Annotated in this window: 18 protein-coding genes and 2 pseudogenes; 7 read left to right on the forward strand and 13 right to left on the reverse strand. The window is 38.6% G+C overall.

Going from position 1 to position 14099, the window contains the following annotated elements:
- The coding region (locus PGLA_RS27115) for a helix-turn-helix domain-containing protein (RefSeq protein WP_145939636.1) at positions 1-170 on the reverse strand (170 nt) is incomplete at its 3' end.
- Positions 171-465: 295 nt separating this feature from the next.
- Between PGLA_RS27115 and PGLA_RS20940 the strand changes: the two genes are divergently transcribed.
- Both PGLA_RS20940 and PGLA_RS20945 read left to right on the forward strand, forming a co-directional pair.
- On the forward strand, positions 466-828 hold the full coding sequence (locus tag PGLA_RS20940) for a helix-turn-helix domain-containing protein (RefSeq protein WP_068536613.1): 363 nt from the start codon (positions 466-468) through the stop codon (positions 826-828).
- 4 nt (positions 829-832) lie between these two features.
- Entirely contained in the window at positions 833-1708 is an 876-nt protein-coding gene (locus tag PGLA_RS20945; RefSeq protein ID WP_068536614.1) for a Cfr10I/Bse634I family restriction endonuclease, read from the forward strand.
- Positions 1709-1751: 43 nt separating this feature from the next.
- Here the strand turns inward: PGLA_RS20945 and PGLA_RS29835 are convergent.
- From PGLA_RS29835 to PGLA_RS29210, 3 genes and pseudogenes are all read right to left on the reverse strand, one after another.
- Positions 1752-1898: pseudogene (locus PGLA_RS29835) on the reverse strand (DEAD/DEAH box helicase family protein); the annotation flags it as partial.
- A gap of 380 nt (positions 1899-2278) precedes the next feature.
- Positions 2279-3482 (reverse strand): annotated as a pseudogene (locus PGLA_RS20950) (DEAD/DEAH box helicase family protein); the annotation flags it as partial.
- On the reverse strand, positions 3457-3576 hold the full coding sequence (locus tag PGLA_RS29210) for a DUF2812 domain-containing protein (protein ID WP_245700231.1): 120 nt from the start codon (positions 3574-3576) through the stop codon (positions 3457-3459). The pseudogene PGLA_RS20950 and the gene PGLA_RS29210, both read right to left, overlap by 26 nt.
- Positions 3577-3790: 214 nt before the next feature.
- On the opposite strand from PGLA_RS29210, the gene PGLA_RS20955 reads away from it, so the two are divergent.
- The 5 genes from PGLA_RS20955 (at position 3791) to PGLA_RS20975 (ending at position 10303) form a co-directional block, all read left to right on the forward strand.
- Entirely contained in the window at positions 3791-5116 is a 1326-nt protein-coding gene (locus PGLA_RS20955; protein WP_068536615.1) for an ABC transporter substrate-binding protein, read from the forward strand.
- A 69-nt stretch (positions 5117-5185) separates the two neighbouring features.
- Positions 5186-6070 carry a carbohydrate ABC transporter permease gene (locus PGLA_RS20960; RefSeq protein WP_068536616.1) on the forward strand — a complete coding sequence of 295 codons (885 nt, stop codon included), beginning with the start codon at positions 5186-5188 and terminating at the stop codon, positions 6068-6070.
- A gap of 1 nt (position 6071) precedes the next feature.
- Positions 6072-6896 carry a carbohydrate ABC transporter permease gene (locus tag PGLA_RS20965; RefSeq protein ID WP_068536619.1) on the forward strand — a complete coding sequence of 275 codons (825 nt, stop codon included), beginning with the start codon at positions 6072-6074 and terminating at the stop codon, positions 6894-6896.
- 19 nt (positions 6897-6915) lie between these two features.
- Positions 6916-8718, forward strand: coding sequence for a cache domain-containing sensor histidine kinase (locus PGLA_RS20970; protein ID WP_068536621.1), 1803 nt, complete (start codon positions 6916-6918; stop codon positions 8716-8718).
- A gap of 1 nt (position 8719) precedes the next feature.
- Positions 8720-10303, forward strand: coding sequence for a response regulator (locus PGLA_RS20975; RefSeq protein ID WP_068536623.1), 1584 nt, complete (start codon positions 8720-8722; stop codon positions 10301-10303).
- A gap of 10 nt (positions 10304-10313) precedes the next feature.
- Here the strand turns inward: PGLA_RS20975 and PGLA_RS28635 are convergent, their stop codons facing one another.
- The 9 genes from PGLA_RS28635 to PGLA_RS29840 all read right to left on the reverse strand — a co-directional run bounded on the left by PGLA_RS28635 (position 10314) and on the right by PGLA_RS29840 (position 13796).
- Positions 10314-10505, reverse strand: coding sequence for a hypothetical protein (locus PGLA_RS28635; protein WP_068536625.1), 192 nt, complete (start codon positions 10503-10505; stop codon positions 10314-10316).
- Positions 10483-10776, reverse strand: a complete 294-nt coding sequence (locus tag PGLA_RS28640) for a hypothetical protein (RefSeq protein WP_068536627.1) — start codon at positions 10774-10776, stop codon at positions 10483-10485. The genes PGLA_RS28635 and PGLA_RS28640 overlap by 23 nt, the downstream gene beginning before the upstream one ends.
- A complete protein-coding gene (locus PGLA_RS28645) occupies positions 10773-11228 on the reverse strand; it encodes an SWIM zinc finger family protein (RefSeq protein WP_068536629.1) in 456 nt (151 codons plus the stop codon). The genes PGLA_RS28640 and PGLA_RS28645 overlap by 4 nt, the downstream gene beginning before the upstream one ends.
- Before the next feature lie 212 nt (positions 11229-11440).
- The gene (locus PGLA_RS20995; RefSeq protein WP_068536631.1) at positions 11441-11749 is read right to left on the reverse strand and encodes a hypothetical protein; all 309 of its coding nucleotides are present in this window, start codon (positions 11747-11749) and stop codon (positions 11441-11443) included.
- A complete protein-coding gene (locus PGLA_RS21000) occupies positions 11746-11988 on the reverse strand; it encodes a hypothetical protein (protein ID WP_068536633.1) in 243 nt (80 codons plus the stop codon). Before PGLA_RS21000 ends, PGLA_RS20995 begins: the two co-directional genes overlap by 4 nt.
- Positions 11989-12201: 213 nt before the next feature.
- On the reverse strand, positions 12202-12711 hold the full coding sequence (locus tag PGLA_RS21005) for a DUF6933 domain-containing protein (protein ID WP_068536635.1): 510 nt from the start codon (positions 12709-12711) through the stop codon (positions 12202-12204).
- Between the two features lie 47 nt (positions 12712-12758).
- Positions 12759-12965 carry a hypothetical protein gene (locus tag PGLA_RS27130; RefSeq protein WP_245700212.1) on the reverse strand — a complete coding sequence of 69 codons (207 nt, stop codon included), beginning with the start codon at positions 12963-12965 and terminating at the stop codon, positions 12759-12761.
- A gap of 178 nt (positions 12966-13143) precedes the next feature.
- Complete coding sequence (locus PGLA_RS21010) at positions 13144-13695, reverse strand: hypothetical protein (RefSeq protein WP_068537127.1); 552 nt, start codon at positions 13693-13695, stop codon at positions 13144-13146.
- Complete coding sequence (locus PGLA_RS29840; protein ID WP_211269603.1) at positions 13695-13796, reverse strand: hypothetical protein; 102 nt, start codon at positions 13794-13796, stop codon at positions 13695-13697. The genes PGLA_RS21010 and PGLA_RS29840 overlap by 1 nt, the downstream gene beginning before the upstream one ends.
- Positions 13797-14099: the final 303 nt, after the last annotated feature.

Raw genomic sequence — 14099 nt, forward strand, 5'->3', positions numbered from 1 at the left:
CTGTGCGAACGGGTGACATCCTCCTGATTGAAGCGACCACGTTTGATTTCACGCGCGATGGAAGCGTGATGCCGTCCAAGTTCTTTTGCAATGGCACGAGTCGACCATCTCATTTTCAATAGCAGTTCTAGTTTGCTGCGTTCAGTTATGCTAAAATGTGTGTAACCCATGTTGAGATTCTCCTTGTGTAATGGTTGTTGTGGTGACTCCATTTTACACGAATCTTCCATGGGATATTTTCATTTCAAACTGTCGCACTTCATATTACAATCCATCTATTATTTAAAGACTGGGCTTAATTAGGTCCCGTGTGGAAAATTATTAACTACACAAAAGAGGCTATCATTTCAACATAAAAAAAAACGAACAATTATAAATACCATAATAATCCATGAAAAAAGGGTATCTTTAATAACTTATACACCAGTTATGAAAACGATAGTATGAATCTAAAGAGGTGAGTAAATGAATAAAACAGCTGAGAATCCCTTTGATAAAATACTAGGCGAAAGAATTCAATCCAGGAGAAAGGAAGCCTTTATAACCCAAGAGTCTTTAGCAGAAATGGTTGGGACATCCCTTGAAAATTTAAAAAGAATAGAACAAGGAAATGGATATCCCTCATTCCCATTGTTCATTAATATCGCTAACTCTCTTGGAAGAGGTACTGACTATTTTTTATTTGACCCAACAAGTGTTCAAAAAAGAAGTGAGGAATTGGCATCACTGGAATCAATATACCTTAAACTATCAAGGTTTGGTCGCCAAACACTGATAAACATTGGAGAGGAATTAGTGAATTTACAAAAAAAAGAGAATGGAGAATAATCTCATGAACTTATATGAAAGTAAGTCTGTAGAGAAAATAGAAGGGGGTCCTTCTAACTTACGGATTAAACCAATTTATGCACTTGAAGAAGTATTTAACAATACTCTCCCAACTGGTCCAATAAAAATAATTCTGGACAATCTCGAGCAACATATACGAAACGCTGCAAAAGCCAAAGACTTAGATCAACCAAGCCTAGCGGCATTTTCTAACGTCAGAGGACTCTGGTTTGAAATAATAATCTCTGTTTATGCATGGAACTATCGGATTAATAATGGATTATCCGACTGTTTTATAATTAAAATGCCAAATATGAAAACTTATGATTTCAGACGGATATTTGACAATCTGACACTTAAAATGCTCGATCAGTTGGAAGGTTCTTTAAAAAATAATGACTCCAAGATTCGTCTTATTCCTTCTAATCCTGATATGATCTTAGTCCATCAGAAAGGACTCATATCTAATGCAGATGATTTAATAACTAATCTTTCAGAAAAAAATGTGGAAAAATTAACTAGACTATACCATGAAATTAATGGGAGATGTGAGTGGAGTTCAATTTTTGCGGGAATCGGGCTCACCACATCAATGCGCCCTGACCGTCGATTACAACTAGTTTATGAGGGAAACATATTAAAATCAATTTTTGCTCATTTAAGCACAAGGCATTGGAACAACAAAGTAAGTTTTCAGTATTATGGTGCGTCAAGCGTCAAACATTCAAATGCCGATGACGAAGCCTTCCAGACTGCAGCCACTCACACAATTGTAAATGTTAATTCAGTTCCTGAAAGGGCCGTTGATGGTATATTCTCATTACAAAATACAGACGATATCAATAAAATGTTGGACGAAATAACAAGAAATAATCTCTAAGAGATCTTTCCTTCATAAACAGCTATGAAATCTGATGTACTGCTCCATCCATCCGTCGTGTCGCCGTTAATCCTAGTAGAATCTGAGGGTTATAGTAGGATAATAGCTTCTGGTAAGAAGGCGCAGCGGCATGGTGAAATTCATCGACGATGATGAAATCATAGAAATCGCTTGTTGTCTTCTCCGTTAGCCATACATGCAGCGCAAGAGCAGCGCTGCACCACAGAGGATGAAAATGGATGCCTCTGTCTATACTGTTTGTGCGGCTGGCGAAGAAGGTCGATAAGCTATGGTGCCATAGAGCCCAACCGTTAGTCTGACTCCGACCACCACGGTGCATCACAGAATATCGCGCCCTATATGGGTATCACTCATGAGAGATTAATCCTTTTTTGGTTGTTGCACCAGCCCTGCCTTTATGTTTGTTGTCAAAGATGTTTTTGCTTTTTTTTAAAGATCTTACAAGTTCTATATGGATTACTCACGAGGCTCAGCTTTTTTTAAAAGTGTTATTCTGGGTCTACTTTATTTTGCTCTTTTTCAGGTCTTGAGCTAATTTAATTTTCATGGGAGCTTCATAGAATTAAAGCTGCTCTGAATACTAATGAACAAATGATCCACAGACTCCGCTTGATGCTGGCCTACATGCAGATCGCCGAAGTTCAAGTCTTTTAGAATATAACGGAATGTATCTTGGCTCTGCTTCAGAATCTCTTCTCGGTGCGCCACAAATAGGAGTCTAGCTCTTGGGTTCTTGGTTAGAAACCGCTTATAGTCGAAAGCAGAAATAACCGTCTTCCCTACTCCGGTAGCCGCCACCAACAGGTTTCTGGTTCTACCGAATAACGTTCTTTGCGCTTCAAGCTTCTCTAATACTTCATTCTGATAATCATAGGGCGTAATCTCAAAATGAAATTGTAAGGTCTGCTGTTCCTTCTTCTTCCCTAATGCTTCCTTCAGTTGTTGGACTTGCTCCACATCCTCAGCTGAAAAGCTCTTAAACTCCCTATCATTCCAATAGCTCTCGAAGGTCGCTTCGATCTTCTTGAGTACGTCGAACGAGTCCTTCTCGGTCACTTTCAAGTTCCACTCTAACCCACTGGTGAGCGCCGCATTGGACAGGTTAGATGAGCCTACATAGGCCGTCGTGAAACCCGTATTTCTTTTGAAAACATAAGCTTTCGCATGCAACCGCGTCCGATCACTGTCATAGGATATTTTGATCTCGGTATTAGGGAGATTACTGAGCTCGAGTACGGCTTTCATATCTGTTGCTTCCATATACGCAGAATGAACGAAAGCCAATAAGATATGCTTTAGTTCAATCTGCGTATGTTGTTATGACGCGTAGCTGTCCACCATTTGTGGTGAATTGCTCGAACTGCTCCATTAGACAGCGCAGACCGCTCCATTTGATAAAAGACACAAGTAGATCGATCCGATCCGACGTTACAATTTCACGTTTCAGTTCATGTAGCATATTAGGTTCAGCGTGAGACCCGGTAAAAAGAGAGCTTTGAGATAGAGGTGTTACAGGTCTCAGCACCTTCTCATCCTTAATCCCACGAATATGATTTAACTTCGAATACACGTAGGTGAGCACCTCACCTTGTTCATCTAACTGGAGCTCGTTGTACTCTTCCTGCCCTAGCGTGTTCTTTAGTGTGTCGATAATCTCATTGCAGATCCGAATCTGCGCGAATACCGCTTCTTCATCGCTGCTTTGTTCGCGTACGACTTTAAGCGCCCTACGGGTCACCATCGCCAAATGGGTTCACATTTGTTAATTCATAACCCTTTTGAAGCCATTCATTCAACCAATCTTCTTCTTTCTTAAAATCAACAAACAACTTAAGTTTCTTCAACACAATCCCCCTCCTTAAAAACTCCTGTCATGTGATGCATTCCTTTAGTATCTATCAGTAAAACTTCACGTCCTTTTTCCGTTAATACTACTTTCTAACGCAATGCACAAAATCGCAGAATTTTACCCCCTATATATGTGAATTATGCGTCTATTATTTATCTCCAAAATTTTCTACAATGAAAGCGCAACCAAAAATGTTTGGGGGGGGTTACACAATGAAAAAGATAACCATGGCACTTACTATGATTGTGGCAATGAGCTTAGCCGCCACAGTAGGTTGCTCGAACAAAGAAGCAGCGCCTACGGATGGAACGGGTACTCCGAAGGCAGCAGAGTTCAATGTATCGCTCCGTCATATTAACGTAAGAGATACATCCAAACCACATCAAGATATACTGCTTGAAGCAGTAAAAGCTGCAGAATCAGCACTGCCTGGAGTGAAATATGAGTTAGACGGCGTAGAAGACACGGTTAACCGCGATACGAAGTTGAAAGCAGAAATGGCCGCTGGCAATCCTCCGATCATCTTCGACTTATTCGGTGGACCCGATACACAAAACTATCAAAAAGCCGGTCATCTACTCGATTTGACACCGATCCTTGCTGATTTGGGATTGTCGGACAAATTCATCAATTTAGGTGAATTCACCGTAGACGGCAAGGTCTATGGGCTTCCAAGATCAGGTTATACAGAAGGCGTATTCTACAACAAAACAATGTTTGCCGACGCTGGTGTTGCAGTTCCCAAGACTTGGGATGAATTCCTAGCCGTTTGCGAAGCATTGAAAGGAAAGAATATCGTACCGATCGCATCAGGTACAGGTGGTCCGGATGGATGGGTTGTGAACATGATTGCCAATTCACTGTTTGTTCGTGAAGCAGGCAAAGAAGTTCAAGAAGGATTCGTTAACGGTACAAGTAAATGGAATGATCCTAAAGTTATCGAGTCCTTTAAGAAGCTAGAAACCTTGAAAACAAAAGGCTATCTGGATAAGAGTGCACTTGCTTTGAAATATGCTGAAGGACAGGCGAAGTTCTACCAAGGTGGAGCCGCAATGACAATGGATGGTAGCTGGGCTGTATCTGCATTCGAAGATAAAGAAAAATCAAAAATTGCTGGCAATGTTGGTTTCTTTAACTTCCCAGAAGTTGGTGGCCCTGGTGATGGATACATCAACGGTGGTTTCTCAAATGGATACGGATTCTCTAATCATGCCAATGAAAACGAATTAAAGGGAATTAAAGAGTTCATCAAACAATACTATACTGAAGCATTGCAAAAGAAGGCGCTTCTTACCGCAAATGACTTCCCTGCTATGAAACTACAGGATACAAGCGGTACTACGGGTGTTCTCAATGAAGTTCTTTCAGTCACAAATGAGGCTAAAGGAATATTCACAGCATTTGACTCCGTTGTTCAACCGAAAGTAAAAGTAACACTAGAAACAACAATGCAAGAATTGATTGGCGGTAAAGTGACTCCGGAGAAAGCAGCGGAGAAAATGCAAAAGATTCAAGACGAGGCTAACGCGGAAAAATAAAGATCGTAAAATGGGATCGAGCACCTCGCATGTGCGAGGTGCTCGATTGTCACTAGATGGAGGTTATTTATGAATAAAGTACTCAGAAATCCATGGGCTTACGCACTTTTCGTAATACCTGCACTCCTCATGTATATCGCCATTTATATTCTGCCATTATTAAGCTCCCTGCAGCATTCCTTTACCAACTGGAACGGAATCAACGAAGCGACTTTCAATGGGTTGGACAATTTCAAAAAAGCTTTTACAGACGACAAATTTTGGATCGCTTTTAAAAACAATATTATTTTTGTATTATTCTCAGCATTTGTGCAAATACCCCTCATCATATTCATATCGATGGTGATCAGTGGTGTTACAAAGAATCTTAATTTTTATAAAACGACCGTGTTTCTTCCAAGTATCCTTTCGACGGCAGTTGTCGGTACATTATGGCAGTTTATTTACCATCCAGATGTCGGTTTAATTAATCAGCTTCTGCGTGCATGCGGATTAGAAAGCTGGACACATGCCTGGTTGGGAGAGGAAACGACTGCATTTCTATCGATACTAATCACAAACTCTTGGCAATGGTTCGGATTTTATATTGTACTCTTGCTGGCTGCGATTTTCTCAGTTCCAAAAGAGCTGCTCGAAGCTGCTGAAATGGATGGAGCTATAGGCTTTAAAAGATCCTGGTTCATTACCATTCCGATCATTCGTCCCGTTATTTTGGTCATTATGCTACTGGCAATCACCGGTGCAATGAATTCACTAGATATTGTATTAATTATGACCTATGGAGAACCGTTCGGAAGCTCGGAAGTTATGGGGACCTATTTGTATAAGCAGGCGTATAAATTTAACGACTTTGGTTATGCAAGCGCTATTTCCATTATTATTTTCGCGTTCACCGTATTAGTGACGGTCATATTCCAATGGATAGCCAAACGGACTGAGGAGGTAGAACACTAATATGACTACCCTAAGAAAGACCATCCCCCACCTATTTCTGTTGGCTTACGTATTTGTTATTTTATATCCGATGTTCTTTTTGCTAAATACTTCTTTCAAGAAAAATATGCAAATTGACAGTGATCCTTGGGGATTACCGCAGCCATTTACATTAAGCAACTATACGTATTCTTTTTCTAATAGCAAAATTGGAATCTACTTCTTCAACAGTTTTTTCATCAGTACGGTATCAACACTCTTAACGATAATACTTGCGATCTGTATCGCTTATGCCATAACAAGAATGAAGTATCCATCCCTCAGTAAGTATGTGTATGCTATACTGCTGTTATCGCTTTTAATACCTGCACCATCCTTGTTAATTCCATTGTATAGAATGGTTAACTGGTTGCATATTTATAATACACCTTTAGCTTTGATCATTCCCTATACCACCTTTGGAATACCGTTAACCGTATTCGTCATTGCGGCATTCCTGAAATCGCTACCCAAAGAGTTGGAAGAGGCAGGGATTATCGATGGGCTCTCCGTTTATGGACTGCTAGGCAGAATTGTATTGCCATTGACTATGCCAACCTTAGTAACCGTATTTATTCTGAATTACTTGGGAAATTGGAACGAATATGTATTAGCTAATTTGTTCTTATCTAACGATAACTTACGTACTTTGCCGGTTGCCGTTGTTTCTTTCTTCAATAAATACAATACCAACTACGGTGCGCTTTGCGCGTCGGTCATGATCAGTATTGCACCGATTATACTGATTTATAGTATTCTCCAGAAGAGAATCATTGAAGGCGTAATGGCAGGAAGTGTTAAAGGCTAATAATTAAGGAGCATGATGAATGAGCTTATACAAAAAAATACTCATGGCTTTTCTAATATTCATCATCCTCCCGTTATTAATCTTAGGCTGGGGTAGCTATACATTGTCGCAAAATTTAATAGAGTCCAAATTTAATGAACAAACAGAACTTACGATGAAAGCGGTAGGGAGAAATATTCGTTACGTCCTAAAAGAGGCGAATTATTTCTCCGATTACCACTCGATCATTAAGCCTGACATTGGTCTTATTCTCAAAGATTTAAATACATATTCAAGTAACAGAAATAGTGATTTACCCAACTATGAAACAGAAATACGCAAGAGCTTATTGTCCTATTCCCCCATTCTGTCTGTCGCCTTGTACTCGAAGACCGGGGTTACAGAAACCGCAACTAATATTAGTAGCAAATTCATCTCTTATGATCAATTAAAAAGCAGCCCTGTCTTTGAAGAAGTGAAAAAACTTAACGGCATACCGAAATGGATTGGACCTAAAGAACATAAAGAATTACAGCTAAATGATACTTATTTTTATCAAATTCGTTTGATTCGGGACTTATATAGTACAGAGGAACTCGGGATGTCCATTGTTCAATTGCAACTCAAGGAACTTGAAAATACATTTAATTTATATAACTCAGACAATCTCAAAAGTCATCGTTATATGGTTATGAATAAGAACGGTCTTGTTATTTTTGATAATCAAAATCAGGAATTACAGGGTCAAAACTTGTTATCCATGATTTCCGAGAAGTTGGAACCCAATCAGCCGTTTTATAGTAAAAGCGTAACCTTTCAAGATGAAAAAAATATTATATCCTTTTATCCATTGGCACTCGAAGATTTGGGCGCCAGCGACTGGATCGTTGTTTCCGTTACACCTTGGCAGTATGTAACGGGACAAATTCAGACCATTATGACTTGGATTGCCGTCCTCATCGGACTCATCCTCGTCTCTGCCATAATTTTTAATTTTGTCTTCGTCAACCGCATCATTCGCTTCATCCTGCACATTGTCAAAGCCATGAAGAAGGTGGAGCGTGGTGATTTAGACACCCGTGTCATCATAAATGAGAAAGATGAAACGACCATTCTGGCACGTGGATTTAATAGCTTAGTCGCGCGTATTCATGATCTGGTTGAAGAGGTAAAGCTACAACAAAACCGCCAAAACAAAGCGGAGCTTATGCTCCTTCAAGCGCAAATCAAGCCGCATTTCTTATTTAATACATTAGAGTCGATCAATGTCCTCGCCATTCAAAATCAAGGTGTGAAAGTCAGTAAAATGGTACATCGGCTCGGTAAAATGCTACGAATAAGCATTTACGATAAAGAGGAAATTAGCATACGCAATGAATTGGTCCATTTGAGAAGTTATTTAGAAATCCAGGAATTCCGTTTCGAAGATAGCTTTAAATATGAGATTCACATCCCAGAGCATCTGCTCGACTATTCTATTTTGAAGTTAACGCTGCAGCCTTTCGTCGAAAACTGCATTCAGCATGGATTTGAAGACATCGAATATATGGGCAACATTCGTATTTATGCACAGGAAGAACATGATGGAATTGCTATATATATTGAGGATAATGGTATCGGTTTAACGAATGAACAACTGGCCCGCTTCCACTATAGCTTGGAATTAAACAGCTCTTATGAGAGCAAGGATGTAGTCGATGGAGAACGAGGAGGATTAGGCTTAGGTAATGTAGCTGATCGTATCCGAATTAAATACGGTAGCCGTTACGGGATTTTTATTTGTAGTCAACAAAATATAGGCACTACAATTAAATGTGTCATACCGAAATACAGGGGTGAATAGTATGCATTTAACAGCTTTACTTGTGGATGATGAGCCGAATATTTTGCGGAATTTAGAAAGTATTATCCCCTGGGAAGCCATGGGGATTGAAGTTATTGGCCTAGCTAAGAATGGTCAAAAAGCTTTGGATATCGCCAAGCAGTTAAGGCCGGATATGATCTTTAGCGATATTCGCATGCCTTCGATGGATGGGATCACCTTCCTCAAGTTCCTTCGTGAATTTAACGAACATGCTGAAGTTATAATTATTACGGGCTATCAAAATTTCGAATATGCGCGTTCCCTACTTCAATTGGGTGTTTACGATTACATCCTCAAACCCATCGACTATGAAGAGTTGATCGACCTCACCGAGAAAATGGCTATAAAGGTTCGAGCCAAAAAGCTCGAGCAAATGATGCACAAGAAAACATGGAATAAGGTAATCACACTCGCCTATGAGAAAATTCTATATGATATCATCATGGACTACACAACGGTAAACACCAAGGTTCAAATATCCGAAGAATTCAATTTAGAAGACTACTCTTATGTTTGTCTACTTATCGATTGGGATCATTATTCACAAAAGTCGTTAGGCTGGGATGAGAAGGAGCGCAAGCTCTGGAATTTCGCCATCCGTAATGTACTTCAGGATGCGGTGGCCGGAAACAACCTGAAATGCGTCGTTCTGCAAATGCGTGAAGGCGAATGGTGTGCTGTGATCGAGCAAGACAAACAACAATCTCAAGTCAGCTTCATCGAAATACAACAATGGACTGAATATATGCAAATCGAAGTGAGTAAAAACCTCCATTTACAAGTCAGCATTGTTATTTATCCGGATCCGGTTGCAGTAACTGATTTATCGCAAGTTTATAAGAAAATGCAGCATATGCTGCAGCTAAGTCCAAATAAAGAAGAAACGTTGCCTATTTATAATCCGATTACTGCTCATAATGACTCCATATGGCATTTGATTGAAGAGATGGTCTCTAACCTTAAACAGTTCGATAGACCGATGACAGAAAACGCTTTTGAAAAATTAATCGCCCAGTTAGCCACAATCTCCGAGCAATCTTTTATTCGTGCCGAACAAATTCTACATTTTTTGGTGCTTCACCTACTACGAGAGATGCGCGAAATCTATACCATCACGATTCAAGAAGAGGAAGTCATCTGGAAAAAGCTAGATCAAAACCTGGGTGTTCAGGGCTTCATTTCACTTATTCAGGAAATTATTGAAAACAGTATGCATGCTACGTTTAAGAACAAAAAAAGCGATCTGCTTATGCATTCCGCCAATGACTACATCTGTCGTAATTTGGGATCTCATTTCGGTGTAGAGGAGATTTCCGAATATCTAGATATTAGCTGCGGATATTTCAGTCTTTTATTTAAGCAGCATTATGGGAAGACATTCGTCGAATACTTATCGAAGCAGCGCATTGAAATGGCCACATCAATGCTGCTATTAAGCGACAAAAACATCACACAGATCGGAATAGCTGTCGGCTATGCGGATAGACGTTATTTCACAAAAGTATTTCAGAAATATACAGGAGAAACCCCTTCAGAATATCGGGAAAAACGCAAGCAAAGCTGAATCTTCCCTTTTATACTTTAGATAATTCATCTCTGAATACTGGTCTATTGGCATATACACTAAAAAGTTTCTGTTTAATTTCCAATACCCGCTCTTTCCAACCAGATTTTTCCATGTTCCGGATAATAGCACATACTCTCTGATAATCTTTCCTGTTGCCCGCATGTGCAGCAGCCTGCTCAATATATTGCCGAAAAACCATGTAAACCTCTTCCTTTAACATACTCAAGAAGCTTTTGTTTTTCGCCTTCCTCTATCAAAATACAGGTATAGACGTCTTTAAAAATCCCGTTTTGATTTTCCAATAGAGCAATGATTTGGGGGTAGACAGAGAGCCAGTCTTTTGTATCATATGTACTTTTCAATTCATGGTAATAGTCCATGCTTCCACCTAATATAAAATCGATTGCCATGCCACGCTGATCATCAAGCTTCCCTGCCAGCTGAAATGCTTTATACCGATATTTTTTCATTGATTTATAAGACCAGCCCAGCTTGTATCCTTCTTTTCTCCATCAAGTGTAAGCTTAATTACGCTATCATACTCCTTATTTTTCAATGCCATCTCTATCGCCATTTTCCTGAAGTTCGAATATTGAAGGTTTTGTTCTATAAATTCCTGTGCCTTCTTCTGACCGTCATGTTCCTTAATCATGTGGTATCTGATCAGATTTATCTTTTCCCCTAAGTAATTGACACTCCGTGCATCCCCCATATCGTAGGGACAATCACACTGGGTTTCTATTATTTCATATTCATGATCAAGTTCAACTCTAATATTGTACAGATCCGTGCCCTCAACTTGTGCCTCGTAGACATTGCCCTCATTAAGCTTCACTGATGCTATATAATCATTCTCGAAATAGTCATACCCTCTTGCAACTATCATGTTGTCGATATCGTTTTCAAAGTTATAAAGATTCATTTTAGCAGCTCCTTATCGTTATGGTCCTTCGTTCCTATTCCGGGGTAATATTGAAAATAACACATCTAGCGGCTCTCTGCCAATCTCATATACTTCTGGGTCCAATGCAGATAACTGATTCGACAGATAGGGTGGATAACCTTTACGAAAGAGCATAATAATGCCATCACAGAAAAACCTAGGAACCTATATAACTGTAACGGTTCCTAGGTTTATTCAAATAAAGATTTTTGATAAGGATGGCGAATTAGAAGTATTTCAACGTACTGTTTATCATAACGGTAAAACACTTTATATGGATCTGATTTCCCTGGTGAAATAAGTACCATCCTCATATAAATTGGAACCCCTTTAATCGCCACTACTTTCCCAGGAATATATATGGACATCTCTTGTTGAACAAAATAATTCTCAATGACTTCCACCAAATGCTCGCCAATAGCCGACCAACCGTTGTCTTCTCTCCATATATCCAGCTGGATTAATGACTGTAATGCCGTCTGCTTCCAAACGATATTCATCGTTTCCTACGTCGAGCTAACTGCTCCAACACTTCTTCCTTTGACAAGGACAGGTTGTTACCATTAACCGCTTCTAGTACAAGCTTCTCTTCTTCAGGATCAGTGACATCGTAAAAAGCAGACTGGGCAACTTCCTCAATCTCAAACAACATAAACTTGCGTTTACCTACCTGAATATAAGCTTCGCCTTGCGTTAGAGCACTTGATAATTCTTCATTCTCAAGTTTGACGAGTTTCATTTGTTACTACCTCCCGTCGTTATAATAACTTTATTATAATCCTTTAAATAGTATTCGCAAAGATTCTATACAAGAAACCAACTAATAACTTCTGCAATGCTATATTATTAATGATTTGCTCATAGCGATTCTTGTTTATTGAAAAGTCTGAAAAACCATCCCCCTAGCGGAGCGATCTATCTCCTGTTATGTACATACAATTATCTTTTATTCTTAGGCATCCATCATACTCATTTCCTTTTTCAATAACTCTATAGGATGCGCATAGCCAAGTGTTCCGCAGAATAAACGGCCTGTCCATTTATTGAGTTCTACTAAATTGAGATTGTCATTTGGTATGTGTTCTTCAATTTGCCACGATATATGTAAATGGAAGTCACTAATTTGACTTAGTATACTTCTATCATGTGTCTTGGTATAAATAACTTCCCCACAATTACCCATATAGGTATTTACTTGATTCTCTGGGAAACCTTCTGCAAGGAATGTTTCCTGTATCGCATTCAGAACAATAACATCAAACTTTTTGAAATGCTCAGCTTTTAATCCGTATAACACAATGCAGTATCGCGTCTGATTGTTCATTAGAATAACGCCTTTTCTTCGATCGAACATAAATAAATTGGCATGCCATTCATAGAAGGGTTCACGCTTGATCGGCGTAATATCATTTGTCTTTATTTTCATTGCATCGGCTAATTTCTTAGTACATTCAATAAACATGCATACACCTAACCTTTCATACTCCGAAAAAATTTATGAATGGATGTTCACCATTCTTTCACTGCTATGCCCACTTTGGGCAGTAGATCATTTACTCGATACAGTATAGATGGATTGTCTAATATCATTTGTTTGCTTTCTGGAGTCGTAAAACTTCTTAGAGTATCTATGCAAATCTCAAATAGTTCCTCATTCATACAATACACTAGTTTTTTCTGCCATTCCAACGGTTTAGTCAGTACTTCACTTGACAATTACGCCCAATCTTTGTTCTTCATCATTCTATGTATATAGTTACGAGTACATTTGAAATACAGCAAGAAAACGAAGATAAAAGAAAACCTGCTCTATATAACCTGTGTAATCTTGCTATATAATTTAATCGTTGATGCGCTTACTGACTTTAAGAATTAATTGTCCGTATAACCAGTGCTAGCATAGTTCTAACACATCCGTAAATAAAGCATCTCCTAAAGTTAATCTTCTGTTGAACGGTTCAATATTTGGCAAAACGTCCCACTCACAAACGGTATCGTAGTAATCATAAAGATGACTGATCTCAGTGTATCCTTTTGAAGTCATAATCCTATTAATTTGATTAGTAGCTTGTATCATTTCTAAAGATTCGGCAGTCCCATCAATTTCAAAAATACCTTCTATCAAGTTATGTCTTATAGAATAGCTATAATCCAAAATATAAATCGGAAACAATTTAGAAATTTTTACATTTATTTGTTGACCAAGTAAGAAGCCTTCTTCACCTGATATATCGTGCAGATGTATTAAAATATCTGTCGAAGGACTAATCATATTTCTGCTTTCAATTTTCTTTAGATTACCAATCTCATTAAATTCATTTGGTACTCCTATTTTTTCAGCACATTTCATTCTATACCATTCGTCTAATTCTCTTTTAATAAATAAACGTTCAATCAATTCTCCAACCTCAGGAAATTCTTCAACAAAAAGCTTTCCGTGTTCCATCATATCAACCATCCCTTACTGAATCTTACCTCGTTAATAAGAGAATTAGAAAAATCCGTATAACCCAGATCTGTTTTATATAAATCACAGTTATCTAAAATAGCATTTTTTTAAGTTGATGAGCATAAAACCGATGAATGAAAATCAATATTTACCAATTTTAAGATTATCAAATGTACACTCTAATAAATATGCTTGTTTTATATAGCTTCTTACTTATAATTGTATCTACCATCTGCCCCTTATTGATAATAACATATTATTCCATTTAGATCCCCTTCTTCATCAATGGCTTTTTTCTTGTGCCAATGATAACGTCATGTCCATTATTAAACTCTTTGTGTACCTTCTCCATACCTGTGGTCACGGCTACCTACGTAGACAAATTGATCTTCTTTCACCCA

It is taken from the genome of Paenibacillus glacialis, from assembly GCF_001637205.1.
GTDB lineage: Bacteria > Bacillota > Bacilli > Paenibacillales > Paenibacillaceae > Paenibacillus_AQ > Paenibacillus_AQ glacialis.

Coding starts and splice junctions, on each gene's coding strand:
- PGLA_RS20940 (WP_068536613.1), top strand. CDS start 466: ATGAATAAAACAGCTGAGAATCCCTTTGATAAAATACTAGGCGAAAGA.
- PGLA_RS20945 (WP_068536614.1), top strand. CDS start 833: ATGAACTTATATGAAAGTAAGTCTGTAGAGAAAATAGAAGGGGGTCCT.
- PGLA_RS20955 (WP_068536615.1), top strand. CDS start 3,791: ATGAAAAAGATAACCATGGCACTTACTATGATTGTGGCAATGAGCTTA.
- PGLA_RS20960 (WP_068536616.1), top strand. CDS start 5,186: ATGAATAAAGTACTCAGAAATCCATGGGCTTACGCACTTTTCGTAATA.
- PGLA_RS20965 (WP_068536619.1), top strand. CDS start 6,072: ATGACTACCCTAAGAAAGACCATCCCCCACCTATTTCTGTTGGCTTAC.
- PGLA_RS20970 (WP_068536621.1), top strand. CDS start 6,916: ATGAGCTTATACAAAAAAATACTCATGGCTTTTCTAATATTCATCATC.
- PGLA_RS20975 (WP_068536623.1), top strand. CDS start 8,720: ATGCATTTAACAGCTTTACTTGTGGATGATGAGCCGAATATTTTGCGG.
- PGLA_RS28635 (WP_068536625.1), bottom strand. CDS start 10,505: ATGGTTTTTCGGCAATATATTGAGCAGGCTGCTGCACATGCGGGCAAC.
- PGLA_RS28640 (WP_068536627.1), bottom strand. CDS start 10,776: ATGAAAAAATATCGGTATAAAGCATTTCAGCTGGCAGGGAAGCTTGAT.
- PGLA_RS28645 (WP_068536629.1), bottom strand. CDS start 11,228: ATGAATCTTTATAACTTTGAAAACGATATCGACAACATGATAGTTGCA.
- PGLA_RS20995 (WP_068536631.1), bottom strand. CDS start 11,749: ATGAATATCGTTTGGAAGCAGACGGCATTACAGTCATTAATCCAGCTG.
- PGLA_RS21000 (WP_068536633.1), bottom strand. CDS start 11,988: ATGAAACTCGTCAAACTTGAGAATGAAGAATTATCAAGTGCTCTAACG.
- PGLA_RS21005 (WP_068536635.1), bottom strand. CDS start 12,711: ATGTTTATTGAATGTACTAAGAAATTAGCCGATGCAATGAAAATAAAG.
- PGLA_RS21010 (WP_068537127.1), bottom strand. CDS start 13,695: ATGGAACACGGAAAGCTTTTTGTTGAAGAATTTCCTGAGGTTGGAGAA.